General features: G+C 72.0%; 22 protein-coding genes. 15 read left to right on the top strand and 7 right to left on the bottom strand.

What is annotated here, in order from left to right; genetic code table 11:
- Positions 1 to 472 precede the first annotated feature (472 nt).
- Genes AB0J46_RS13725 through AB0J46_RS13690 form a run of 8 tightly spaced genes read left to right on the top strand, consistent with a single transcriptional unit; the run spans position 473 to position 8080 of the window.
- A complete protein-coding gene (locus tag AB0J46_RS13725; RefSeq protein ID WP_352324024.1) occupies positions 473 to 1318 on the top strand; it encodes a fumarylacetoacetate hydrolase family protein in 846 nt (281 codons plus the stop codon).
- Entirely contained in the window at positions 1318 to 2607 is a 1290-nt protein-coding gene (locus AB0J46_RS13720; RefSeq protein WP_364330707.1) for an L-fuconate dehydratase, read from the top strand. Before AB0J46_RS13725 ends, AB0J46_RS13720 begins: the two co-directional genes overlap by 1 nt.
- Positions 2604 to 3347, top strand: coding sequence for an SDR family oxidoreductase (locus tag AB0J46_RS13715; RefSeq protein WP_364330704.1), 744 nt, complete (start codon positions 2604 to 2606; stop codon positions 3345 to 3347). Before AB0J46_RS13720 ends, AB0J46_RS13715 begins: the two co-directional genes overlap by 4 nt.
- Before the next feature lie 6 nt (positions 3348 to 3353).
- Positions 3354 to 4394, top strand: a complete 1041-nt coding sequence (locus tag AB0J46_RS13710; protein ID WP_358288823.1) for a sugar ABC transporter substrate-binding protein — start codon at positions 3354 to 3356, stop codon at positions 4392 to 4394.
- Positions 4394 to 5875, top strand: coding sequence for a sugar ABC transporter ATP-binding protein (locus AB0J46_RS13705; protein ID WP_364330700.1), 1482 nt, complete (start codon positions 4394 to 4396; stop codon positions 5873 to 5875). Before AB0J46_RS13710 ends, AB0J46_RS13705 begins: the two co-directional genes overlap by 1 nt.
- Positions 5872 to 6861 carry an ABC transporter permease gene (locus tag AB0J46_RS13700; RefSeq protein ID WP_364330697.1) on the top strand — a complete coding sequence of 330 codons (990 nt, stop codon included), beginning with the start codon at positions 5872 to 5874 and terminating at the stop codon, positions 6859 to 6861. Before AB0J46_RS13705 ends, AB0J46_RS13700 begins: the two co-directional genes overlap by 4 nt.
- The gene (locus AB0J46_RS13695) at positions 6861 to 7166 is read left to right on the top strand and encodes an L-rhamnose mutarotase (protein ID WP_358288817.1); all 306 of its coding nucleotides are present in this window, start codon (positions 6861 to 6863) and stop codon (positions 7164 to 7166) included. Before AB0J46_RS13700 ends, AB0J46_RS13695 begins: the two co-directional genes overlap by 1 nt.
- A complete protein-coding gene (locus AB0J46_RS13690) occupies positions 7163 to 8080 on the top strand; it encodes an aldo/keto reductase (RefSeq protein ID WP_364330693.1) in 918 nt (305 codons plus the stop codon). The genes AB0J46_RS13695 and AB0J46_RS13690 overlap by 4 nt, the downstream gene beginning before the upstream one ends.
- Before the next feature lie 1309 nt (positions 8081 to 9389).
- Here the strand turns inward: AB0J46_RS13690 and AB0J46_RS13685 are convergent.
- The 6 genes from AB0J46_RS13685 to AB0J46_RS13660 all read right to left on the bottom strand — a co-directional run bounded on the left by AB0J46_RS13685 (position 9390) and on the right by AB0J46_RS13660 (position 15015).
- A complete protein-coding gene (locus AB0J46_RS13685) occupies positions 9390 to 10337 on the bottom strand; it encodes a DNA polymerase ligase N-terminal domain-containing protein (protein ID WP_364330690.1) in 948 nt (315 codons plus the stop codon).
- A gap of 32 nt (positions 10338 to 10369) precedes the next feature.
- Positions 10370 to 11044: a FadR/GntR family transcriptional regulator gene (locus AB0J46_RS13680; RefSeq protein ID WP_352322012.1), complete on the bottom strand. Its 675-nt coding sequence runs from the start codon at positions 11042 to 11044 to the stop codon at positions 10370 to 10372.
- Between the two features lie 25 nt (positions 11045 to 11069).
- Positions 11070 to 12095 (bottom strand): MBL fold metallo-hydrolase, encoded by a 1026-nt coding sequence (locus tag AB0J46_RS13675; RefSeq protein ID WP_364330686.1) that lies wholly within the window; start codon positions 12093 to 12095, stop codon positions 11070 to 11072.
- Positions 12096 to 12133: 38 nt separating this feature from the next.
- A complete protein-coding gene (locus AB0J46_RS13670) occupies positions 12134 to 13249 on the bottom strand; it encodes a steroid 3-ketoacyl-CoA thiolase (RefSeq protein ID WP_364330683.1) in 1116 nt (371 codons plus the stop codon).
- A gap of 43 nt (positions 13250 to 13292) precedes the next feature.
- Complete coding sequence (locus tag AB0J46_RS13665; protein ID WP_364330680.1) at positions 13293 to 14297, bottom strand: sigma-70 family RNA polymerase sigma factor; 1005 nt, start codon at positions 14295 to 14297, stop codon at positions 13293 to 13295.
- A 67-nt stretch (positions 14298 to 14364) separates the two neighbouring features.
- Positions 14365 to 15015 (bottom strand): TetR family transcriptional regulator, encoded by a 651-nt coding sequence (locus tag AB0J46_RS13660; RefSeq protein WP_364330677.1) that lies wholly within the window; start codon positions 15013 to 15015, stop codon positions 14365 to 14367.
- A 187-nt stretch (positions 15016 to 15202) separates the two neighbouring features.
- Between AB0J46_RS13660 and AB0J46_RS13655 the strand changes: the two genes are divergently transcribed.
- The 7 genes from AB0J46_RS13655 to AB0J46_RS13625 are packed head-to-tail and all read left to right on the top strand — an operon-like array spanning position 15203 to position 22254.
- Entirely contained in the window at positions 15203 to 16807 is a 1605-nt protein-coding gene (locus AB0J46_RS13655) for an AMP-binding protein (RefSeq protein WP_364330674.1), read from the top strand.
- The gene (locus tag AB0J46_RS13650; protein WP_364330671.1) at positions 16807 to 17820 is read left to right on the top strand and encodes an acyl-CoA dehydrogenase family protein; all 1014 of its coding nucleotides are present in this window, start codon (positions 16807 to 16809) and stop codon (positions 17818 to 17820) included. Before AB0J46_RS13655 ends, AB0J46_RS13650 begins: the two co-directional genes overlap by 1 nt.
- Positions 17820 to 18974, top strand: a complete 1155-nt coding sequence (locus AB0J46_RS13645; RefSeq protein ID WP_364330668.1) for an acyl-CoA dehydrogenase family protein — start codon at positions 17820 to 17822, stop codon at positions 18972 to 18974. Before AB0J46_RS13650 ends, AB0J46_RS13645 begins: the two co-directional genes overlap by 1 nt.
- Positions 18971 to 19930 (top strand): bifunctional MaoC family dehydratase N-terminal/OB-fold nucleic acid binding domain-containing protein, encoded by a 960-nt coding sequence (locus tag AB0J46_RS13640; RefSeq protein ID WP_364330665.1) that lies wholly within the window; start codon positions 18971 to 18973, stop codon positions 19928 to 19930. The genes AB0J46_RS13645 and AB0J46_RS13640 overlap by 4 nt, the downstream gene beginning before the upstream one ends.
- Complete coding sequence (locus AB0J46_RS13635; RefSeq protein WP_358288785.1) at positions 19927 to 20322, top strand: MaoC/PaaZ C-terminal domain-containing protein; 396 nt, start codon at positions 19927 to 19929, stop codon at positions 20320 to 20322. Before AB0J46_RS13640 ends, AB0J46_RS13635 begins: the two co-directional genes overlap by 4 nt.
- Entirely contained in the window at positions 20322 to 21488 is a 1167-nt protein-coding gene (locus tag AB0J46_RS13630; protein ID WP_364330661.1) for a lipid-transfer protein, read from the top strand. Before AB0J46_RS13635 ends, AB0J46_RS13630 begins: the two co-directional genes overlap by 1 nt.
- Before the next feature lie 40 nt (positions 21489 to 21528).
- Complete coding sequence (locus tag AB0J46_RS13625) at positions 21529 to 22254, top strand: DUF981 family protein (protein ID WP_364330658.1); 726 nt, start codon at positions 21529 to 21531, stop codon at positions 22252 to 22254.
- Positions 22255 to 22258: 4 nt separating this feature from the next.
- Here AB0J46_RS13625 and AB0J46_RS13620 read toward each other — a convergent pair whose 3' ends face one another.
- Complete coding sequence (locus tag AB0J46_RS13620; RefSeq protein WP_364330655.1) at positions 22259 to 23923, bottom strand: sigma factor-like helix-turn-helix DNA-binding protein; 1665 nt, start codon at positions 23921 to 23923, stop codon at positions 22259 to 22261.
- Between the last annotated feature and the right edge of the window lie 62 nt (positions 23924 to 23985).

Genomic DNA, 23985 nt, shown 5'->3' with positions numbered 1-23985 from the left:
CTCCACATGCACTGCACGCTGACCGGCGTCTCCTGGTCGGGCCTGGTCGGACGTTGGCGGGGTGTCTTCGCCGACGTGACAGCGTTGGAGCTGGCCTCGGTCCAGGGGGCCGCATGCACCGCACGCCGAGTGTCGCCTCCTGGCCGCACCCGGTCGGACGTTGGGGCGTCCCCGTCGGCGTCACGGGGCTGGGGCTGCCCGGGATCCAGGCGGCTGAGCGCGGAGCCGCCAGGAGTGGGCGAGTGGAGGGGGAGAAGCGTGAGGTACCTCCGATGTTTTGGGAGATTCTGTGGCTCGACAGGGGAGGGGAATCTTCGGAGCTATCAGGGCTGAGGAAGGTGGTTGGTTGGGGTTCGAGGTGTCGTTCTGGGTTACGGATCGGATGTATCCCGCTGGACGCCCTTGACACGCGCCGCCATGTCGCAGCAGCATCTGAGGCACAGACATCCGATGAATAAGCGAAGGGTGCGGTGTGAAGCTGCTGCGAGTGGGACCTGTCGGACAGGAGCGGCCGGTGGTGATGGACGCCTCCGGCACCCTGCGCGACATCGGGGAGCCCGAGATCGACGGGGCTTTTCTCGCCTCCGGGGGAGTGGCGCGCGTGCGTGACGCGCTGGAGCGCGGCGACCTGCCCGTCGTCGACGCCGCCGGGCTGCGGGTGGGCGCGCCGATTGCCCGGCCGGGCAAGGTGGTCTGCATCGGGCTGAACTACCGCGACCACGCCGCCGAGTCCGGCGCGGAGCCGCCCGCCGAGCCCGTGGTGTTCATGAAGGCGGCCAACACCGTGATCGGCCCGTACGACGAGGTGCTGGTGCCGCGTGGCAGTGTGAAGACCGACTGGGAGGTGGAGCTGGCGGTCGTGATCGGCCGGCGGGCCCGCTACCTCGACAGCCGGGACGAGGCCCTCGACGTGATCGCCGGGTACGCGATCTCCAACGACGTCTCCGAGCGGGAGTTCCAGCTCGAACGCGGCGGCCAGTGGGACAAGGGTAAGTCGTGCGAGACGTTCAACCCGCTGGGTCCCTGGCTGGTGACGGCGGACGAGGTCGGCGACCCGCAGAGCCTGGGGCTGCGCCTCTGGGTGAACGGCGAGCCGCGCCAGGACGGCGGCACCAAGGACATGATCTTCGACGTGGCCGAGATCGTGCGGTACCTGAGCCGGTTCATGGTGCTCGAACCCGGTGACGTGATCAACACCGGCACCCCGGCCGGGGTCGCGATGGGCATGCCCGGCCAGCCGTACCTGCGGGCGGGCGACGTGATGGAGCTGGAGATCGACGGGCTCGGCCGCCAGCGGCAGACGGTGGGGCAGGCCTGATGGCGTACAGAATCGTCGCGCTGGAGACGCACGACGTGCGTTTCCCCACGTCGCGGGAGCTGGACGGCTCGGACGCGATGAACCCCGACCCCGACTACTCCGCCGCCTACGTGGTGCTGAAGACCGACGACGGGGTCGAGGGGCACGGGTTCGCGTTCACCATCGGACGCGGCAACGACGTGCAGACCGGAGCGATCCGGGCCCTTGAGCCCTACGTGCTCGGCCGGGACGTCGAAGACCTCGGCGCGCTGTACAAGGAGCTGGTCAACGACTCGCAGCTGCGCTGGCTGGGCCCGGAGAAGGGCGTCATGCACATGGCGATCTCCGCCGTGGTCAACGCCCTGTGGGACCTGAAGGCCAGGCGGGCGGGCAAGCCGGTGTGGCGGCTGCTGTCGGAGATGTCGCCCGAGGAGATCGTCGGGCTGATCGACTTCCGCTACCTGAGCGACGCGCTCACCCAGGACGAAGCCCTCCAGATCCTGAAAAATGCGGAAGAGGGGAAGGAAGAGCGGATCCAGCGGCTCATCGAGACCGGCTACCCCGCCTACACCACCTCTCCCGGCTGGCTCGGCTACGACGACGACAAGCTGCGACGCCTCTGCAAGGAAGCCCTCGACCAGGGCTTCGGCCAGATCAAGCTCAAGGTCGGCGCCGACCTCGACGACGACCTGCGCCGCTTCCGCGTGGCCCGCGAGGTCTGCGGCCCCGACTACCCGATCGCGATCGACGCCAACCAGCGCTGGGACGTCGCCTCGGCCATCGAGTGGGTGAGCGCGCTGAGCCCGTACCGGCCGCACTGGGTGGAGGAGCCGACCAGCCCCGACGACGTGCTCGGCCACGCCGCCATCGCCGAGGGCATCAGGCCGGTCCCGGTCGCCACCGGCGAGCACGTCCAGAACCGCATCGTCTTCAAGCAGCTCCTCCAGGCCGGCGCGATCTCCTACCTGCAGATCGACGCGGCCAGGGTCGGCGGGGTCAACGAGAACCTGGCGATCCTGCTGCTCGCGGCCAAGTTCGGCGTGCCGGTCTGCCCGCACGCGGGCGGCGTCGGGCTGTGCGAGCTGGTGCAGCACCTGTCGATGTTCGACTACGTGGCGATCACCGGCACGATGGACGGCCGCGTGATCGAGTACGTCGACCACCTGCACGAGCACTTCGTGCACCCGGTCGTCATCGACCACGGCCGCTACACCGCTCCCATGGCCCCCGGCTTCAGCGCCGAGATGCACGCGGCGTCGATCGCCGCCCACAGCTTCCCCGACGGCCAGGTATGGAGGGCCACGTCATGACGCTCAAGGCCATCGTGACCGGCGGCGGTTCAGGCATCGGCCTGGCCACCGCCACCCTGCTCGCGGCGCGCGGCATGCACGTCGCCTGCCTCGACCTCGCGCCGCCCGGCGACCCCTTCGTGGGGATCAAGGCGGACGTGGCCGACGACGCGTCCGTGCGCGCGGCGGTGGCCGAGGCCGCGGAACGGCTCGGCGGCATCGACATCGTGATCAACAACGCGGGCGTCGGCGCCCAGGGCACGGTCGAGGACAACCCGGACGAGGAGTGGCGGAAGGTCTTCGAGGTCAACGTGTTCGGCATCGTCCGGGTGAGCCGGGCGGCGCTGCCGTACCTGCGCAGGTCCGAGCATGCGGCCATCGTCAACACCTGCTCGATCGCGGCCACCGCGGGGCTGCCGCACCGGGCGCTCTACAGTGCGACCAAGGGCGCGGTGTTGTCGCTGACCCTCGCCATGGCCGCCGACCACGTCCGCGAGGGCATCCGCGTCAACTGCGTCAACCCGGGCACCGCCGACACCCCGTGGGTGGGGCGGCTGCTCGACTCGGCCGACGATCCCGAGGCCGAACGAGCGGCGCTGAACGCCAGGCAGCCCATGGGCCGCCTGGTCAGCGCCGAGGAGGTCGCCGCCGCGATCGCCTATCTGGCAGGTCCCGAGTCCGCCGCGACCACCGGCACCGCGCTCGCGGTCGACGGCGGCATGCAGGGGCTACGGCTCCGGCCAACCAACCAAGGAAGGTAACCCCCCATGAAGATCGGTCCGGTGGTCGCGAGCGCGGCCCTGCTGGCGGTCGTCGCCGCCTGCGGCTCCAGCGGCACGAACGGCTCCAGCGGCTCCACGGCGGAAGGGGGAGGTGGCGGCAAGGTGGGCATCGACCACCCGCGCGCCGACTCCGACTTCTGGAACTCCTACATGAAGTACGTCCCGCAGATGGCGACCGAGCTCAAGGCCGACCTGATGCCGGCGACGAACTCCCAGAACGACGTCTCCAAGCTGGTCAACAACGTGCAGGCGCTGGTCGGCCAGGGCGCCAAGGCGATCGTCATGGCCCCCCAGGACACCGGCGCCATCGCCAACACGCTGCAGCAGCTGGAGAACAAGAAGATCCCCGTGGTCACCGTGGACACCCGGCCCGACAAGGGCAAGGTCTACATGGTCGTCCGCGCCGACAACCGCGCGTACGGCACCAAGGCGTGCGAGTTCCTCGGCGAGAAGCTCGGCGGCAAGGGCAAGGTCGTCCAGCTTGAGGGCGCGCTCAGCTCGATCAACGGCCGCGACCGGTCCGAGGCGTTCAACGAGTGCATGAAGAGCAAGTTCCCCGGCATCACGGTGTTCAGCGAGCCGACCGAGTGGGAGGGCAGCAAGGCGGCGTCCATGCTGCAGACCCGCCTGGAGCAGAACCCGGACATCAAGGGCATCTACATGCACGCCGGCGGCGTGCACCTGGCTCCGACGCTGCAGGTGCTCAAGCAGAAGAACCTGCTGGTCCCGCCGACCGACCCCAAGCACGTCTTCGTGGTCTCCAACGACGGCATCCCGCAGGAGTTCGAGGAGATCCGCAAGGGCAACATCGACGCCACGGTGTCGCAGCCGGCCGACCTCTACGCCCGGTACGCGATCTTCTATGCCAAGGCGGCGGTCGACGGCAAGACGTTCCAGCCGGGCCCGACCGACCACGGCAGCAACATCATCCAGCTGCCCAACGGCTTCGAGGACCAGCTCCCGGCGCCGCTGGTGACGAAGGACAACGTGGACGACCAGAACCTCTGGGGTAACCAGGTCAAGTGATGAAATATCACGTTGAAGCCCGAAATGTCGTCAAGCGTTTCGGTCCGACCACCGCGCTGAACGGCGCGGAGATCGCCATCGCCGAGGGCCAGACCCACGCCCTCGTCGGCCGGAACGGCGCGGGGAAGTCCACCCTCGTGTCGATCCTCACCGGGCTCCAGCGGCCGGACGAGGGCGAGGTGCTGTTCTCGGGAGAGGCGGCGCCCGCCCTGGCCGACCGCGACGCCTGGCGGCAGCGCGTCGCCTGCGTGTACCAGAAGTCCACGATCATCCCGGCGCTGACGGTCGCGGAGAACCTGTTCGTCAACCGCCAGACCGGCCGCGGCCGGATGATCAACTGGCGGGCGCTGCGGGCCAAGGCGCGCGAGCTGCTGGACACCTACGAGGTGGACGTCGACCCGCAGGCGCTGGCCGGCGAGCTGGGCGTCGAGCAGCGGCAGCTCGTGGAGATCGCGCGGGCGCTGTCGTTCGGCGCCCGGTTCATCATCCTCGACGAGCCCACCGCCAGGCTCGACGGCCCGGCCATCGAGCGGCTGTTCACCCGCATGCGCTCGCTGCGCGAGCAGGGCGTCACGATGATGTACATCTCCCACCACCTGGACGAGGTGTACGAGATCTGCCAGAGCGTCACGGTCTTCCGCGACGCCCGGCACATCGTGACCCGGCCGGTCGCCGGGTTCCCCCAGGACGAGCTGGTGGACGCGATGACCGGCGAGGCCACGGCCGCCTACGAGTCCCGGCGGCGCGTGCCCGGCGAGGCGGTCGTGTTGTCGGGCGCGGGCCTGTCGCTGACCGGCCGCTACCAGGACGTGGACATCTCGGTCAGGTCCGGCGAGGTCGTGGGCCTGGCGGGCTCGGCGAGCAGCGGCAAGGTCGGCCTGGCCGAGACCCTGGTCGGGCTGCGCAGGCCGGACACGGGCGTGGTCACGATCGACGGCACCCGGGTCAGGCCGGGCGACGTGCCCGCCGCCATGCGCGCCGGGCTCGGGTTCGTGCCCGAGGACCGGCACCACGAGGGATTCGTGCCGATGTTGTCGGTGGGGGAGAACGCGACCCTGCCGATCGCCCACAAGCTGGGCGCCTACGGCATCGTCTCGCCCGCGCGGCGCCGGGCCAGGGCCGTCCAGATGATCGAGAGCCTGGACATCAAGACCGAGGGGCCCGACCAGCCCGTCGGCGACCTGTCCGGCGGGAACGCGCAGAAGGTCGTGTTCGCGCGGGCGCTCGTGGACGACCCGAGGGCGCTGGTCGTGATCAACCCGACCGCGGGCGTCGACGTCAAGGCCAAGCAGGCCCTGCTCGGCGCGGTCGAGGACGCGGTCGGCCGGGGCGCGGGGGCCGTCGTGGTCTCCGACGAGCTCGACGACCTGCGCATCTGCGACCGGGTGCTGGTGATGTTCCACGGCAGGGTCGTCAAGGACGTGCCGCGTGGCTGGACCGACCACGAGCTCGTGGCCGTGATGGAAGGCATACAAGAGTGACCACTTTGACTGCTCCGGCCCCCCGGCTGAGGCTGGCCAGGTTCCGCGACCTGACCCTGGTGCCGGTGATCCTGCTCCTGCTGGTCGTGGGCGCGTTCCTCGACCCGACCTTCCTGACGGCGGGCAACCTGACGAACGTCCTGCAGCAGCAGGCGGCGATCTCGCTGCTCGTGCTGGCCGAGGCGATGATCCTGATCGCCGGGAAGTTCGACCTGTCGCTGGAGTCGACGGTCGGCACCGCGCCCGGCATCGCCGTGATGCTGGTCGTCCCGGCCTCGGCGGGCGGGTTCGGCCTCGGGCTGCCCGGCTGGCTGGTGATCCCGCTGGCCCTGCTCGTGGGCGCGGCCATCGGCGCGTTCAACGGGTTCCTGATCATCAGGTTCCAGCTGTCGGCGTTCATCGTCACGCTGGCCATGCTGATCATCGTGGACGGCCTCCAGCAGGGGCTCACCCAGGGCAAGACGCTGTTCGAGCTCCCCGACTCGATGCTCTACCTCGGCAGCGCCACCTGGCTCGGCCTGCCCGCCGCCATCTGGATCGCCGCGCTGCTGTTCGCCGCCGGCATCTTCGGCCTGACCTATCTCCGGCTCGGCCGCTCCCTGTACGCCATCGGCGGCAACGCCGACGCCGCCCGCGCCGCCGGCATCCGGGTGGACCGCGTGCTGTTCGGCGTGTTCGTCCTCGGCGGGATCCTGGCCGCCACGGCCGGCATCCTGGAGACCGGACGTCTGGGCGCGATCGGCAACGAGATGGGCGACGGCTGGATCTTCATGGTCTTCGCCGCGGCCGTCATCGGCGGCGTCAGCATGGACGGCGGCAAGGGCACCGTCCTCGGCGCGCTGACCGGTGTGCTGGTGATCGGCCTGGTCCAGAACATCCTCACCCTCATCGGGGTCTCCGGTTTCTGGCAACCGGTCATCTACGGTGGCATCATTCTCATCGCACTGATCATCAGCAGGATCGCCGGCGGAAAGGCGCAGGACTGATGGAACGCCTCGCCCTGCGCACCAGGCTCCGGCCCGGGTGCGAGGAGACCTACGAGCGGGAGCACGCCACGATCCCGGCCGCCCTGGAGTCCGCGCTGCGCGCCCACGGCGTGATCTCGTGGCGCATCTTCCGCGACGGCCTCGACCTGTTCCACTTCGTGGAGGTCGAGGACTACGCCGCGCTGCAGGCCGCGCTCAAGGACGACCCCGCCGACCAGGCCTGGCAGCGCCAGATGAACCGCCTGCTCGACGGCGACTTCGACCAGTCGGCGGGCGGCCTGCGCCAGGTCTGGGAGCTCACGTGATCGATCTGCCCCGCGTCGGCCTCGGCGGCGCCCCGCTCGGCAACCTCTACCAGGCGGTCTCCGGCGAGCAGGCGCGGGCCACGGTCGACGCGGCCTGGGACAGCGGCGTGCGGCTCTTCGACACCGCGCCCCACTACGGGCTGGGGCTGTCCGAGCGCCGCCTGGGCGCCGCGCTCGCGGAGCGGTCGGGCTACGTCCTGTCCACGAAGGTGGGCCGGCTGGTGGTGCCCTCGCAGGTGCGCGACGACGACGAGATGTTCGACGTCCCGGTCGGGCTGGGCCGCGAATGGGACTTCTCGGCCGACGGCGTGCGCGACTCTTTGGAGGACTCCCTGGCCCGGCTCGGCCTGCCGGAGATCGACATCGCGCTCATCCACGACCCCGACGACCACCTGGAGCAAGCGCTGGCCGAGGCGTACCCGGCGCTGGCCGAGCTGCGGGAGCAGGGCGTGGTCAAGGCGATCGGCGTCGGGATGAACCAGTGGCAGGCGCCGCTGCGCTTCGTCCGGGAGACCGGCGTCGACGTCGTCATGCTCGCCGGGCGCTACACGCTGCTCGACCAGTCGGGGCTGCCGCTGCTGGACGAATGCGCCGAACGCGGCGTCCGGGTGCTGGCCGCCGGGGTCTTCAACAGCGGCCTCCTGGCCACGCCGGCCCCGTCGGGCACCTTCGACTACGCGCCAGCGCCGGCGCCGCTGCTGGACCGGGCCGCCCGGATCGCCGCCGTCTGCGAGCGCCACGGCGTCTCGCTGCCGCAGGCGGCCATGGCCTTCCCGCTGCGCCATCCGGCGGTCGCCTCGATCGTGCTGGGCGCCCGCGCGCCCGAGGAGGTCCTGGCCAACGCCGCCCTGTGGTCCCGCCCGGTCCCCGAGGAGCTGTGGCTGGAACTGGCCGGCGAGGGCCTGCTGAGCTGACCGCGGCCGGGCCCCCGCCCGGCCGCCGTCCTCGTTCGGTGCACCTGTACGTACGCGCCGAAGGCCAGGGCCACGTCCCACACCCGGGAGAAGACGATCACCCGGCCGCCGTCCAGCCCGCCGCAGGCGACCGGCTTGCTGACGGCCGACGTGATGCCCTGCGCCGCGACGTCGTCGAACCAGTTGGTGTAGGAGTAGACCGGGCCGCCGCTGTCGCCGTGGGCCACGGCGCAGCCGCCGACGACGCTCTTGGCCCTGACCATGTGCTTGACGTACTGCCCGTTCGTGTACGTGCCGCTCCACCCGGTCTCGGTCACCTTGATCAGGCAGTACTCGCCCAGCGACGCCCCCGAGTTGCACACGAAGTTGCCGACGTACGCCTTCCACAACACGACCACCCGGTTGCTGGTGGCGGCCGCCGGACCGCCGTCGAAGACGTCGGCCGTGGCGTCGGCCAGGACGATCGCGGCGTCCCGCTTGGGGAGCCGCCACTGCAGGTCGCCCATGCGGTTCGCCGGGCTGCCCGAGCCGCCGCCGTCGTAGAAGGAGTCCCAGAACTCCCCGCAGTGGGCGGCGGTCAGGAAGCCGGGATTGCCGTTCTTGTCGTAGACGGCGAACCCCGAGGTGCAGCCGGAGCCCGTCCTGGCGTTCCAGGTCCGGCCGCCCGCGTAGTAGCTCGGGACGTCGTCCTGCCTGCTGTAGGCCGGGTCGAAGCGCTCGCCGCGCTCCAGCGTGATCGGCGCGGTCGCGCCGCTCGGCCGCTGGAGCTGGTCGGGGACGGTGTCCTCGTCCGGGACCGAGAGCCGCACGCCGCTCCCGTCGGCCTGCGGGGCGGCGCCCGTCACCTGTCCGGACTCGCTCCATTTGTCGGCCTCGGCGAGGAGGTCGGCGTAGGAGAAGGCGGACGGGAGCACGGAGATCGGCGCGGTCAGCCGTCCCTCGTCGACCACGGCCCGCACGGGCGCGGGCACCTGGCCCTTCCAGTACAGGCGGACCTCGTGGTTCTCGGGCGCGACGACCACGCCGCCGTACCCGTCGGAGGTCTCGGCCAGGGCCGTGACGCGGTCAGCGACGGCGTTCAGCCGGGTCTGCTCGGCGAAGAGCGCGTCCCAGCTCGCGAAGCCGCCGGGGACCTGGCCGCGCGGGCCGGTCGAGTCCCGGGCCGGCGGCTTGCCTCCGGCGCCGGCGGACTGCCGGGTGTTCTGCATGGATCCCCTCATGTCTGGATGAGGGGCCATCACAGCAGGCGATCCGGCACGTCTACCGCGTCCAAGTACCGCTCCGCGCTGTGCTTTGCGGGCTTGCGGCCTCAGGAGGGGATGAACAGCCAGAACGCGGACGTGCCGGACTCGTAGCGGGAGTCCAGGCGTTTGGCCACCACGCCGGGCAGGCCCTGCTCGCGCGCCGCCTGCCGGACCGCGCCTGCCTCGCCGGGCCACGAGGGCGCGGTCTGCCAGCGGGGGCCGGCCAGCCCGAGCGACTCCAGGGCGGCCCGCCGGTCGGCGAACGGCTCGTCCACCAGGGAGCGGCCCTCGTCGTACAGCAGGTCCTGGACGACCAGGAGCTCGGTCCCGGCCAGCGTGACCACCTCGCCGTCCAGCACCGCCGTCCGGCTGCCGAACGACTCGGCCAGCGGGCGCAGCCACGGATGCTCGCGGGCGGCCGTCGTGCGCCCGCCGTCGACGGGGACCAGGAGCCGGCGTCCGCCCCAGGCGAACTCGAAGGCGTAGGCGGCGGCGTCCCTGGGCGGCCGGGCGCGCTCGGTGGGCAGCATGGGCTCCACGTCGGGGAACGGGTCGCGGACGGGGGCGTCCATGCGGTGGATCATCCAGTTCTTGCCCCGCGTCCGGAACAGCACGAACCGCCCGGAGGCCCGCCGGCCGTGCAGGACGAACTTGACCTCGCGCTCGGACCACTTCTCGGTCTCGTACGTGCCGGTGTCCCAGACGGTCATGGTGCCGCCGCCGTACTCGCCCTTGGGGATCTCGCCGTGGAAGGTGAGGTACTCCATCGGATGGTCCTCGGTGTGCACCGCCAGGTGGTTGGTGCCGGGGTCGGCGGGCAGGCCCTTGGGGACCGCCCAGGAGGCCAGCACGCCGTCGCGTTCCAGCCGCAGGTCCCAGTGCAGGGACCGGGCGTGGTGCTCCTGGATGACGAACGCGGCGCCGCCACCGTCCTCGGGAGGGGTGGCGGGCACGGGCTCGGGGGTCCGGCTGGGGTCGCGTTTGCTGCGGTATCGCTCCAGTTTGTCGGCCACGACACGGTTACTACCCGGGGAACGGGCGCCGATCAGTCGAGGGCCTTGCGCAGCCACGCCTCCACGCCCGCCACGTGCACGGTGGCCCACGACCGCGCCACGTCCGGCTGGCGGGCGGCGATGGCCTCGTAGATCGCGGTGTGCTGCTCGCGGGTCTTCTCCATCGCGCCCTCCTGGGTGAGGCCCCGCCACACCCGGGCCCGAGTGGTCGGACCTGACAGGCTCTCGATGAACGAGCAGAGCACGCTGTTGCCCGACCCGCGCGCGATGCGCTGATGGAACTCCAGGTCGTTGGCGACCAGCTCCTCGACTGTCGGCTGCGCGGGCAGCGAGTCGAGGATGCGCCGCAGTTCCTCGATGTCCTCGTCGCGCATGAGCTCGGTGGCGAGGGCGGTCGCGGCCGGTTCGAGGATGCGCCGCACCTCGAAGAACTGGATCACCGTGTCGTCGCGATGCAGGTCGAGCACGAACGACATGGTGTCGAGCAGCAGGTGCGGCTCCAGGCTGGTGACGTACGTGCCGTCGCCCTGGCGCACGTCGAGGACGTTGATCAGGGCGAGCGCGCGCACGGCCTCGCGCAGCGAGTTGCGCGACAGGCCGAGTCGCTCGGCGAGGTCGGCCTCCTTCGGCAGACGGTCGCCCGGGGTCAGCTCCCCGGAGAGGATCATCTGCTTGATCTTGTCGATGGCCGCGTCGGTGACCGCCACACTCTTCTCCCTAGACATCGGATGTCTAGGAGTCTAGAGCCTGGAAGCGTACGGGATCGACGTCCGGGACGCGGCGGATCAGGCCACGGGTCTCCAGGGTGCGCAGATGGGCCGCGGCCTCGCCGGCCGCCATGCTGCGCAGCACGGGGGCCAGGTCGTCCCAGGGGCGGTTCCAGGTCATCATCGAGGCGACCTCCCAGATGGTCAGCGGTCGCGACCGCTCGGCCATGAGGGTGCGCAACCGGATCAGCTTCTCCTCGTGATGGTGGCGGATCTCGGCGGCGCGCGCGGCAACATCGGGAAATATCCACTCGTGTGCCGGCAGGGCGTCCAGGGGGCCCAGCTCGCCGACCCGGTCGAGCGAGTCCAGGAAGTCGCCCAGCGGATCGATGTCGTCGCGGTCGTAGGGATAGATCCCGATGTGCGGGGTGATGTCGGGAAGGACGTGGTCGCCGGTGAACAGCCGGTCGGCGTCCTCCAGGTGCAGGCAGATGTGGCCCGGCGTGTGGCCGGGGGTGTGCACGGCGCGCAGCTTGCGGCCGGGCAGCTCCACCAGGTCGCCGTCGCGCAGCTCGCGGTCGGGCAGCGCGGGCGGCGTCGGCCGGGCGCCCATCGCCTCGCGCACCTCGCCGGGGTCGGCGCCGGCCCGCCTGAGCATGTCGGACTGGAAGCTCGCGTGCTCCTCCGCGGCGAACCGGTGCATGAGCCGGACCAGCGCGGCGTCCTCCTCGTGCATGGCGATCCAGGCCCCGGACGCCTCCTTGACCTGCCCGGCCAGCCCGGCGTGGTCGGGATGGAAGTGGGTGACGACCACGCCGCTCACGGTCGCGACGTCGAGCCCGAGCGCGGCCAGGCCGCCGCTGAGCGCCTGCCAGGCGTCGGGATGGTTCCACCCGGCGTCCACCAGCACCGGCCCGCGCGGCGACTCGACGGCGTAGACCAGCGTGTAGCCGAGCGGGTTGCCCGGGATGGGCACCGGCACGCTCCACACCCCGCCGCCGAGCTCCTGCGGCCGCTGTTCCGAGTACGGCCTGCGCCTGGTCTTCCCCACCGGTTCCCCCGATCGAGCGCGTGCGTGTGAATGGTGGATCAGGTCAGGCGTTCGAGGATCGTCGCCGTGGCCAGAGCGCCGCCCGCGCACATGGTGACCAGCGCGGTGGTGGTGTCGGAGCGTTCGAGCTCGTGCAGGGCGGTGGTGATGAGCCGGGCGCCGGTGGCCCCGACGGGATGGCCGAGCGCGATGGCCCCGCCGTTGACGTTGACCCGGTCGAGGTCGGGCTCGTGCACCGCGGCCCACGAGAGCACCACGGACGCGAACGCCTCGTTCACCTCGAACCTGTCGATGTCGCCCATGGTCATCCCGGCCGCCGTCAGCACCTTCGCGGTCGCCTCCACGGGACCGTCGAGATGATAGTAGGGCTCGGCGCCGACGAGCGCCTGCGCAAGGATGCGCGCCCTGGGCCGCAGCCCCTGCCGGCGGGCCTCCTGCTCGCTCATCACCAGCACGGCGGCCGCGCCGTCGGAGATCTGCGACGACGTGCCGGCGGTGTGCAGGGCGCCCTCGGCGACCGGCTTGAGCCCGGCCAGGCTCTCGACCGTGGTCTCGCGTAACCCCTGGTCCCTGCGGACGGATCCGACGGGCACGATCTCCCGCTCGAACCGCCCGTCGGCCCACGCCTTGGCCGCCAGGCGCTGCGACCGCGCGCCGAACCAGTCGAGCCGCTCCCTGGTCAGCCCGCGCCGCCGGGCGATGCGTTCGGCCGCGGTGAACTGGTCGGGCAGGTCGATGCTCCAGTCGTCGGGACGCGGCCGCGCGGGGCGCACGTTGCTGCCGAGCGGCGCCCTGCTCATCATCTCGACCCCGCATCCGACGCCGGCCTCGATGACGCCCGCCCTGATCATCGCCGCCGCCAGGTGCACGGCCTGCTGCGAGGAGCCGCACTGGGCGTCGAGCGTGGTGACGCCCGTCTGGTAGGGGAGCCCGGCGTAGAGCCACGAGTGGCGGCCGACGTGGCCCCCCTGCTCGCCGGCCTGCGTGACGCACCCGGCGAACATCTGGCCGATCGTGGCCGGATCGACGCCGGCGCGCTGGACCAGGCCGTTCAGCGCCGCGGCCAGCACCTGCTGCGGCTTGAGCTCCGACAACCATCCCGCCCGCTTGCCGATGGGCGTGCGAACGGCCTCGACGATCACAGGTGTGCCCACAGTCGCCTCCAGAACGTTGCTCTGGCCGCGACTGTAACGCGTTCTACTTTCTGGTGGAAGCCTCGCTTCCGGCGGGGAACTCGGCACGCAGCCCGAAAGTGTCGAAAAGCCGCAGGTCAAAGAACATGGCGACGTGGTTGACGCCTTCTTCGTGCAACGCCAGCACCATGATGGCGAAGCGGCGGTAGACGTCGTGCTCGCGGAAGTAGACGGCGAACGCGGGCTGGCCGTTGGCGGCCACGGGGAGCAGCCTGAGGTCGTGCGGCCGGCTGGCGGGGCACTGCGTGGAGACGAGCTCGCCGATCGCGTCGGGGCCTTCGTACCAGCCCACGTAGGGGGGCATCTCCCAGATCGCGTCTTTGGTGAACAGCGAGACCAGCTCGTCGACGTCGTAGTTCTCGAAGGCGGCGACGTAGCGGTCGAGCAGGTGGCGCTGCTCGGCGGAGAGCGGCTCGACCTGGTCGTCGAGGCTCGGCGAGACCTCGCTGAGCTGCGCGCGGGCCCGCTGCAGGATGCTGTTGACGGCCGCCGTGGACAGGCCGACCGCCTCGGCGACCTCGGCCGCCCGCCATCTGAGCACGTCGCGCAGGATCAGCACGGCGCGCTGCCGGGGCGGCAGGTGCTGCAGCGCGGCGACGAGCGCGAGCCGGATGCTCTCGCGCGAGGTCACGATCGAGGCGGGGTCGCCGGCCGCCTCGACCCCGGCCAGCGTGTCGGGCACCGGCTCCAGCCAGGGCACCTCGCCGTCCTCGACCAGCGGCGCGGCCGCCTCGGTGCTCGGGGCGCCGAGACCGGTCGGCAGGGGGCGCCGGGTGCGGCTGTCGAGCGCGGTCAGGCAGGCGGTGGTGGCGATGCGGTAGAGCCACGTGCGCAGCGACGACCGCCCCTCGAACCCGTCGTAGCCCCGCCAGGCCCGCAGATAGGTCTCCTGCACGAGATCTTCGGCGTCGTGCACCGACCCCAGCATGCGGTAGCAGTGTGCGAACAGCTCGCGCCGCATCGGATCGGCCAGCCGGAGGAAGTCTTCGCTCGTCGGCTTGTCGCTCATGCCCCCTGTATAGCTTCCGCCACCGACAAAAAGCCGATTAGGGCATGACGGAGATGTCCGGAAGGGGTTAGATGTCGACCAGGAGGCGGTTCGCGGCGGTCTCGATGCGCCGCTGGATCTGGTCGTACGTGCGCCGCCCGCGCAACATCTCCAGCAGCTCCTGCACCCACACGCTGGCCAGCGAGCCCGCGAGGTCGAGCTGCTCCTCGCCGGCCTGGTCGATGGTCAGCCCGTCGGCGGACACCCGCAGCAGCAGCCCCGTCATGCGGTCGCCGAACGGTGTCTGGACCTCGGCCATGATCAACGACCGGATCAGCGCGTCGGCCAGCTCTGGCTCGCGCATCAGCCCCCGCGTGGCCCGCATGAGCACGTCGACGGCCCGGCTGGCCGGCGTGGACGCCCCGGGCGGCCGGCGCTCGATGCTGCTCTCCAGCAGGTCGATCTCCTCGCCCACGACCGCCACGACCAGGTCCATCTTGGACGGGAAGTAGCGGTAGAGCGTGCCCAGCGCCACGCCGGCGCGCTCGGCGACCGTGCGCATCTGCATCGCCTCGACGCCGCCGCGCGAGGCCAGCGCGGCGGCGGCCTGGACGATGCGCTTGCGGCGTTGGTGCTGGCTGCGGGTGCGGACGCTGCGACCGCCCGCCGCCGCGCGGCCCTCGGCGGCCCCCTCGGTGTCGCTGGGGGGCGCGGAGAATGACCCGGGCGAGGTACGCATAAGAACACGTTATCTGATTTCTCGGCAACGCGGCTTGTTACTCGCGAGTCACAAACAGGCCGTATCGGTGCATGTCTACGGCGTTACAGGACTATGTCGAAACATTGTGCGGAGGGCCGGTACTGGACAGATATTAGAATCTGTTCTAGTTTGCCATTCGGCTTACCTAGCGCTTGCTGGAGGCTCGATGATCGCGCAGACGCTGGCGGCCCTGCTCCTCGACCGGGCGCAGGACGACCGACCTGGGCTGATGTTCGAGGGCGCGGTGTGGTCGTGGCGCGAGCACGTCGCCCGCTGCCGGGCGGCGGGGGCCTGGCTGAGCGGGCGCGGCGCCGGTCTGCACGTGGGCGTGCTGGCGGAGAACGTCCCGGAGCTGCTTCTCGTGCTCGGCGGGGCGGCGCTCGACGGGCACGTGCTGGTCGCGCTGAACCCGACGCGCCCGGCCGACGAGCTGGTCCGCGACGCCCGCGCCACCGACGTGGACCTCCTGCTCTGGGACGCCCCCTTCGCGCCCCTCGCCGCGTCGGTCGCCGAGGCGCTTGGGGTGGAGAGCATGCCACTGTCCATGGTGTCGTCCCTGGGGGAGGGCGGCGGGCGGGCCGGTGAGGCGGCTCCTGGCGACCTGGTGATGCTGATCTTCACGTCGGGGACCTCGGGCCGGCCCAGGGCCGTCCGGATCACGCAGCGCAAGCTGGCACTGCCGGGGCTGAGCCTGGCCGCGCTGCTCACGCCCGAGGACGTCGTCTACTGCTCGATGCCGCTGTTCCACTCCGGCGCCCTGATGGCCGCCTACGCCCCGGCCGTGGCCTCGGGGGCGGCGCTGGCCGTGCGCAGGCGGTTCTCGGCCTCCGGCCTGCTGCCGGACGTGCGGCGGCACGGCTGCACCTACCTGCACTACGTCGGCAAGGCGCTCTCCTACGTCCTGGCCACCCCCGAACGCCCGGACGACGCCGACAACCCCCTCAGGATCGCCTTCGGCAACGAGGGCAGCGCGGTAGCGACCAGGCGGTTCGGCGAGCGGTTCGGCTGCCGGGTGATCGACGCCTTCGGCTCCACCGAGACGGCCATCTCCTTCAGCCCCGACCCCGGCGCCCCGCCCGGCAGCCTGGGCCGGCTGGGCGCGGGCGTGCAGATCCTCGACCCCGCCACCGGACGCCCGTGCCCGCCCGCCCGCATCGAGGGCGGCCGCCTGCTCAACCCGGACGAGGCCGTCGGCGAGCTGGTCAACACCGCCGGTCCCGGCCTGTTCGAGGGCTACTACAACGACCCGGACGCGGACGCCGAACGCGTCAGGAACGGCGCGTTCTGGTCCGGCGACCTGGCCTACGCCGACCCCGCCGGCCACGTCTTCTTCGCCGGACGCGGCACCGAACGCCTGCGCGTGGACGGCGAGAACCTGGCCGTCGCCCCCGTGGAGGCCGCCCTGCGGGAGTTCGGCGGCGTGGTGGAGGCGGCCGTCTACCCGGTGCCGGACGCGGCGGCCGGCGACCAGGTGATGGCGGCGCTGGTCATGGACGTCCCCTTCGACGCGGAGGCGTTCGCGGCGTTCCTGGCCGGGCGCACCGACCTGGGCCCCAAGTCCTTACCCCGCTATATCCGGATTTGTTCGGAACTTCCGCAGACCCCCTCCCACAAGGTCATCAAGCGGATCCTGGCCAAGGAGGCGTGGCGGACCGGCGACCCCGTCTGGTGGCGCTCCCCGTCCGGATTGCGCCCCCTGACCGGCGTGGACGTCAAGGCGATCGAGGACGAGTTCGTCGAGCACGGCAGGCACCACCTCTTGGAGAGCTGATGGATTTCAACCTGGACGAGACCCAGCAGGACCTGAAGAAGCTGACCGCCGAAGTGCTGGCCAAGCAAGGGGAGGGCGGCCCGGCGGCCAAGCAGGGAGAGGGCGGCCCGGCGGCCGAGGACGGGCTGTGGCAGGCCGGGCTCATGGGCGTGTGCGCGTCCGAGGAGGCGGGCGGCGCCGGGCTCGGCCCCGTCGAGATGGCCGTCGTGCTGCGCGAGGTGGGTGCGCGGGCGGTGGCCGTACCGGCGTTGCCCGTCCTGGTGAGCACGCTGGCCCTGGCCCGGCACGGCAGCCCCGACCAGCGACGGCGCGTCACGCGCGGCACCCTGGCCCGGCGCGAGCCCGGCCGGGCCCCGGCCGATCCGCCGACGACGGCCGCCCGCCGCGAGGGCGACGGCTGGTCGCTGACCGGGCGCAAGGTCGCGGTGCCCTACCCGGCGGACGACGTCCTGGTCACCGCGGACGAGGGGCTGTTCCTGGTGGCGTCGCCGCCCGCGAGCCCCGAGTTCGCCTCGACCGGCGAGCCGGCCGCCACGATCCTGCTGGACGGCACGCCCGCCGAGGCGGTGGCCGGGCCCGAGGCGGCCGCCGACGCCGGACGCCTGTTCACCGTGGCCGTCGCCGCGCAGGCGAGCGGCGTCCTGGCCGGGGCGCTCGACCTGACCACCGCCTACATCAGGACGAGACGGCAGTTCGGCCGGGCGCTGGCCGAGTTCCAGGCCGTGACCATGCAGATCGCCGACGTCTACATCGCCGGACGGGCCCTCGACGTGGCCATGTGGTCGGCGGCCTGGCGGCTGGCCGAGGGCCTGCCCGCCGACGAGGACGTGGCGCTGGCCGCGTTCCACGTCTGCGAGGCCGTCAAGGCGCTCTACACCTGCCAGCACCTGCACGGCGGCCTAGGGCTCGACGTCACCTACCCGCTGCACCGCCACTTCGCGCAGGCCAAGCACCTGTCCCACCTGCTCGGCGGCGCCGACGCCCAGCTCGACCTGATCGGAGCCCTCGTCTGATGCTGATCGACCTGACCCGGGAGCAGCGCGCGCTCCGCGACGAGCTGCGCGAGTACTTCCGCGGCTGCCTGACCGCCGAGGACCGCGCGAAGATCGCCGACGACCCGTTCGGCGAGGCGTACATGGAGCACTGCCGCCGGCTCGGCCGCGACGGCAAGCTCGGGCTGGGCTGGCCCAAGGAGTACGGCGGGGGCGGCTACGGCCCCCTGGAGCAGCAGATCTTCGCCAACGAGATCGCCCGCGCCGGGGTGCCGTACCCGATCATCACCGTGCAGACGGTGGGCCCGACGCTGATGCAGTACGGCACCCAGGAGCAGAAGGACCGGTTCCTGCCGCGCATCCTGGCCGGCGAGTGCCACTTCGCGATCGGCTACAGCGAGCCCGAGGCCGGCACCGACCTGGCCTCCCTGCGCACCACGGCGGTGCTGGACGGCGACCACTACGTCGTCAACGGCCAGAAGATCTTCACCAGCGGCGCGCACTACGCCCAGTACATCTGGCTGGCCGCCCGGACGAACCCCGAGGCCAAGAAGCACAAGGGCATCACGATGATGATCGCCGCCACCGACGACCCCGGCTTCTCCTGGACGCCGATCGTCACCATGGACGGCCGCCACCACACGAACTCCACCTACTACTCCGACGTGCGCGTCCCGGTGGACATGGTGGTGGGCGAGGTGGACCGAGGCTGGGACCTGATCGTCAACCAGCTCAACCACGAACGTGTCACCCTCGGCCCGGCCGGCAACCTCGGCCAGACCTACGACCGCTTCCTCGCCTGGGCCAGGCACGCCGGGCTGACCGACAATCCGGACGTACGCCGCGCCCTCGCCCGGGTGTGGGCTGCCTTCCGTACGAACGAGCTGCTCAACTGGCAGGTGGCGGCGAACATGGACCTCGGCTGGCTGGGCGCGCCCGACGCGTCGGCCACCAAGATCTACGGGTCCGAGCGCATGCAGGAGATCGGCCGGCTGGTCTGCGACGTCATGTCCCGATACGGCGACCCCTCCGACCCGGAGACGGCCGAGCTGGCCGAGCGCATGGACCACGGCGTCAAGGGCGCGGTGGTGCTGACGTTCGGCGGCGGGGTCAACGAGGTGCAGCGCGAGCTGATCGCGATGCTCGGCCTGAACCTGCCGAGGCCGCCGCGATGACCGACACGACCGCCGCGACGTCCGGCACGACAACTGACGCGATGACCACCGCGATGACCGACGCGGAGCTGCACGAGCTGGCCGGCAAGCAGATGGCGATGGGGGAGCTGCGCGGCGCCCCGGCCGCCGACCCGGTGAACGCGCCCATGATCCGCCACTGGCTGGCGGCCATGGGCGACGCCAACCCGCGCTACCTGGAGGAAGGCGTGGCGCCGCCCGCGATGGCCCAGGTCTGGACCATGCAGGGGCCGGGCTCGCAGGCCAAGGACCGCTCGCCGGTGGACGACCTGCTGGCCGCGCTCGACGCCGCGGGCTTCACCGGGGTCGTCGCGACCAACTGCGAGCAGACCTACCACCGGTACGCCAGGATCGGCGAGCTGCTGACCCCCGCCACCCGCTTCACGTCGCTGGCCGGGCCGAAGCGGACCGCACTGGGCGAGGGCTACTTCGCCACCTGGAACGTCACCTGGTACGGCGACGACGACCAGCCGGTCGCCGAGATGCTCTTCCGGGTGCTGAAGTTCCGCCCGAAGGCGCCCGCCCCGCGCGCGCGGGAGCCGTACCCGCTGCGGCCGGCGGTCAACGCGGACACCGCGTTCTTCTGGGAGGGGGCGCGGCACGGCGAGCTGCGCGTCCAGAGCTGCGCGGACTGCGGGGAGCTGCGCCATCCGCCCGGTCCGATGTGCCCGAACTGCCGCTCGGGGAACCGGTCGCACGTCGTGGTGAGCGGCCGCGGCACCCTCTACAGCTACGTCGTCCACCACCATCCGCCGGTGCCGGGGCGCGAGGTCCCGTTCGTGGTGGGCGTGGTGGAACTGCCGGAAGGAGTACGGATCGTGGGCAACGTCGTGGACTGCCCGGTCGAGAAGGTGGAGGTCGGGATGGCCCTGCGGGTGACGTACCGGTCGATGGACGACGAGCTCGTCCTGCCGATGTGGACGCCGGAGGAGCCGTGACCCCCGCCGCCGGAACGGCCCTGCCCGAGCTGGAGGTGGACCTGACGCCCACGACGGTGATCGCCACCGCCCTGGCCACCAGGGACTTCACCCCCGTGCACCACGACACCGCCAAGGCCCGCGCCCAGGGCTCGAAGGACATCTTCCTCAACATCCTCACCACCATGGGCCTGGTGGAACGTTACGTCACCGACTGGACGGGCCCGGAGGCGGTCATCACCAGCATCAACGTCAAACTGGGCGTCCCGGCGTACGCGGGGGACCGGCTGAGCTTCAGCGGCGTGATCGTCGAGCGCGACGGCGACCGGTACACCGCGCAGGTGCGCGGCAGGGTGAGCCTGGGCGACCACGCCACCGGCACCGTCACCTTCGTCCTGCCCGGGAGCGCGTGATGCCGGGCGGGCGGGCCGCGATCGCGGGCATCGGGGCCACCGAGTTCAGCAAGGACTCCGGCCGGTCGGAGCTGCGGCTGGCGGCCGAGGCCGTGCTCGCCGCCCTGGACGACGCCGGGGTGCCGCCGTCCGACGTGGACGGCATGGTCACCTACACCCAGGACGCCAACCAGGAGATCGCCGTCGCCCGGGAGACCGGCGTCGGCGACCTGACCTTCTTCTCCCGCGTCGAGTACGGCGGCGGCGCGGCCTGCGGCACGGTCGCGCACGCGGCGATGGCCGTGGCCACCGGCATGGCCAGGACGGTGGTCTGCTACCGGGCCTTCAACGAGCGCTCGGGCCGCCGCTTCGGCCAGCCGAACGCCCGGCTGACCGGGGAGCCCACCTCCCAGGGCCTGGAGATGAGCTGGCACGTGCCGTACGGGCTGATGACCCCGGCCGCGTGGGTCGCCATGTTCGCGCGGCGGTACATGCACGAGTTCGGGGCGACGTCGGAGGACTTCGGGCGGGTGGCGGTGGCCATGCGCCGGCACGCCGCCACCAACCCGGCCGCCTGGTTCCACGGGCGGCCGATCACGCTGGCGGAGCACCAGGCGTCCCGGTGGATCGTGGAGCCGCTGCACCTGCTCGACTGCTGCCAGGAGAGCGACGGCGCGGTGGCCCTGGTCGTGACGTCCGCCGAACGAGCCCAGGACCTGCGCAGGTCGCCCGCGGTGATCACGGCCGCGGCGCAGGGGGCGGGCGCGGGCCAGATGATGATGACGAGCTACTACCGGGACGACATGAGCGGCCTTCCGGAGATGTCCGTCGTCGGCCGGCAACTGTGGAAGATGTCCGGGCTGTCCCCGGCGGACATCCAGACGGCCATCCTGTACGACCACTTCACCCCGTTCGTCCTGGCCCAGCTTGAGGAGCTGGGCTTCTGCGGACGCGGCGAGGCCCCCGGCTATCTGCGGGACGGCGGCATCGAGCTGGACGGCCGCCTGCCCGTCAACCCGCACGGCGGCCAGCTGGGCGAGGCGTACATCCACGGCATGAACGGCATCGCCGAGGCCGTCCGGCAGATCAGGGGGACGGCCGCCAACCAGGTGGCCGGGGCACGGAACGTCCTGGTCACGGCGGGGACCGGCGTGCCGACGAGCGGGCTGATCCTGTCGGCGTCGTGACGATCAGTTAGTAAACGACACACAGGGTAATCATCCCTGTATGAGTGGATTCTGGGGGATCCTGGCACAGCCGGAGTTGAAGATCGACTGGGCCAGGATGCCCACCTACAACACGATCATGGCGGTCGCCGCCGGCGTCGGGTTGCTGCTCGTGGTCTCCTTCGGTCGCCGGCTGCTCAGGGGCGACCCGCTGGAGCACGTGGACGGCTGGGCGCTGGCGTTCGGCGCGGTCGGGGCCGTTCTGGCGGTCACCGGGCTGCACATGACGCTCACCTGGCCGCTGGCCGGGCAGGGATTCCCGTTCGACAACATCATCTTCGGGGAGCCCTCGCTGGCGTTCGGCGTGCTGCTGCTGGCCGCCGCACTCTACCTGTGGAAACGCTGGGGCCTGATCACCGTGGCGCCCGACCGGCGCAAGCTCGTGGCGCGCACGGCCGGGCCGATCTCGCTGTTCGTCTTCGGCATGGGGCTGGCCTGCTTCGGCATCGCGGCGGCGGGGTGGACGTACACGCTGTTCGCCGCGCCGCCGCAGGAGCCGATCTCGGGGGCCTTCGCCGGTCTGCCGCTGCTGGAGGCCACCTTCATCTCCGGCCTGTACGTGCTCGTCGGGGTGGGCGCGGTGCTGTTCCCGTTCGCGCTGCGGGCCAGGGGCGGCCCGGTCACGACCGTGACCGGGGTGTGCTGGGGGATCGCCGGGGCGGCGTTCCTGCTGTTCGGCGCGCTGAACTACTTCACCCACATCGGGCTGATCGTCAACACCATGTAGGCGCTCACGGGCCCATGAACATCGGCACGGAGAAGAACACGATCATCGCGATGGCCACGCAGATCAGGAACCCGATCAACTCCCAGGCCCAGTCGTAGTGCCGCTCCCGGCGCCGCTTGAGCGCCTTCTTCCTGGCCGCGGCCTTCTTCTTGCCCGCCGGCTGCTTGCGGGCGCCGGGCTTGGCGCCGCCTCTCCCCGGCGAGCGGGCCGGTTCGGCGCCGGGCTTGCGGCGGGACGGGCCCTGGAGGTCGCGCGCGGGATCCGGATAGCGCGCACGGTCGGCTTCCAGCTCGCGGGCGAGCTCGACGGCGAAGTCCGCCGCGCGGCTGCGCCCGGACGGCGCCGCATCGGACACGGCCGGCTCGGACACAGTCGGGTCGGACAGGGCGGAGGCGGACAGGGCGGAGGCGGCCGGGGCCGGGTCGGACAGGGCCGGGGCGTGGGGTGGCTCGGGGGCGGGCATGCGGTAGACCGGTTCGGCGGTGGCCCTGGACCTGGGGGTGAACAGCGGCGCCGCCTCCTTGACCGGCTGCTCGGCCGCCAGGGGACGCCGGGCATCGCGGGCCGGCTCCTGATGCGCCGGGACGTCCCTGATCGCGGGCATCTCCTGGGTGATGGGCTCGTCGTCCAGCACGTCCGCGGGGATGGGCGCGGCCAGGAAGAAGGGCCGCTCCCCGGGCGGGGGAACGGCTGCCCCCGCCAACCGGCCCTCGGCCGGAGCGGCGGGCGGCGCGGTGAAGTCACCCGTGCTGAACGGCCGTACGGACTCGGGCAGCGGCTGCGGGTCCTGCGCGGGCTGCGGGGGCTTGGGCAGGAACGGCCGTACGGCCGCCGCCCGCGCGGCCGGGTCCCGCAGCGGGCCCATCGAGTCCAGCGCCCCGAGCGGGTCGCGCAGCTTGGGCATCGGCGCGGTCGTCGCCTCGTGCACGGACGGCCGTCCGGCGGGCGGCGGCGTGAGCAGGTCCGCCGGGAAGATCCCGGTGCTGGTCGCCGGGTCGGCCTCGGCGAGCGGCAGCGGCCACTGCGGCGGCGCGGGCCAGAGCGGCTTGACGAACAGCGGCCCCGGCTCGGCCGGCACCGATCCGGCGAAGTGCACCCGCAGGATCGCGGGCGGCTCCGGCCAGGGCAGACGTCCCAGGACGTCCCGCAGCGGCGCGACCGCGAGCGCGCCGTACACGTCGGCGACCGGCGTCGGCGCCCGCCCGCCGGCCAGCGCGGTCAGGGCCATGTCCAGGACCTCGCGGAACCGGTGGCCCGCCCCGAAGGCGAGCTCGTCGGCGGTGTCGGGGGCGACGTCGAGCACCCAGGCCAGCTCGGCCCGGCTCAGCCCGCACACCGCGCACAGCACCAGCACCTCGCGCTGCTGCGGGCGAAGCTCGCGCAGCACGCGCTCGACCAGCGCCGAGGCCGGGTCGATGAGCGGGTCCACGACGGGCGGGGCATAGACGACGTCCCGCCGGCGGATCTGGCGGCGGGCGTAGGCGTACAGGGCGGCACGGGGCGGGGCGACGTCGGGGACGCCGGACAACACGGACGCCAGGACGTCGGACGCGGTGCCCGGATCGCCGAGCTGGTCGGCGCAGTACGCGAACAGCCCGGCGGCATGGCGGTCGTAGAGCTCTGCGATCAGTTCTGTGCGGGGGCGCTGACCGGTGAGCGGCTGGGACACGGGGCCGATCCTCTTGCTAAATGTGCGGACGCTGAGGTGAGGGGTACGCGTCTGGAGTTTGT

This window comes from Nonomuraea sp. NPDC049758 (assembly GCF_040674635.1).
Classification (GTDB): Bacteria; Actinomycetota; Actinomycetes; order Streptosporangiales; family Streptosporangiaceae; genus Nonomuraea.
Note: the sequence above shows the minus strand (reverse complement) of the source record. Positions and strands in the feature narration are given on the sequence as shown.